Here is a 333-nt window from a genome sequence, read left to right on the forward strand (position 1 = left end):
TGCGACCCCGACACCGTCGAACGCTGGTCCACCGGACGACACATGATCAACGCATACGGCCCCTCCGAAACAACCGTCTGCGCAACCATGAGCGAGCCACTGTCCGGCGCGGTCGTCCCACCGATCGGCCGGCCCATCGACAACGTGCGCGTGTATGTGCTCGACGCGGGGCTGTCCCCGGTACCACCCGGAGTACCCGGTGAGCTGTATGTGGCCGGAGCCGGTGTCGCCCACGGCTACCTCAACCGGCCGGGGCTGACCGGCCAGCGGTTCGTCGCCGACCCCTATGGCCCCGCCGGATCGCGCATGTATCGCACCGGAGACCTCGCCCGC

Annotated in this window: 1 protein-coding gene; it reads left to right on the top strand. The window is 69.4% G+C overall.

The features are described 5' to 3' along the window. Positions 1 to 333 (top strand): AMP-binding protein (locus IO24_RS41800; RefSeq protein WP_037670008.1); only part of this gene is annotated, 333 nt, incomplete at both ends.

This window comes from Streptomyces flavovariabilis (assembly GCF_000725785.1).
Lineage (GTDB): Bacteria > Actinomycetota > Actinomycetes > Streptomycetales > Streptomycetaceae > Streptomyces > Streptomyces hawaiiensis.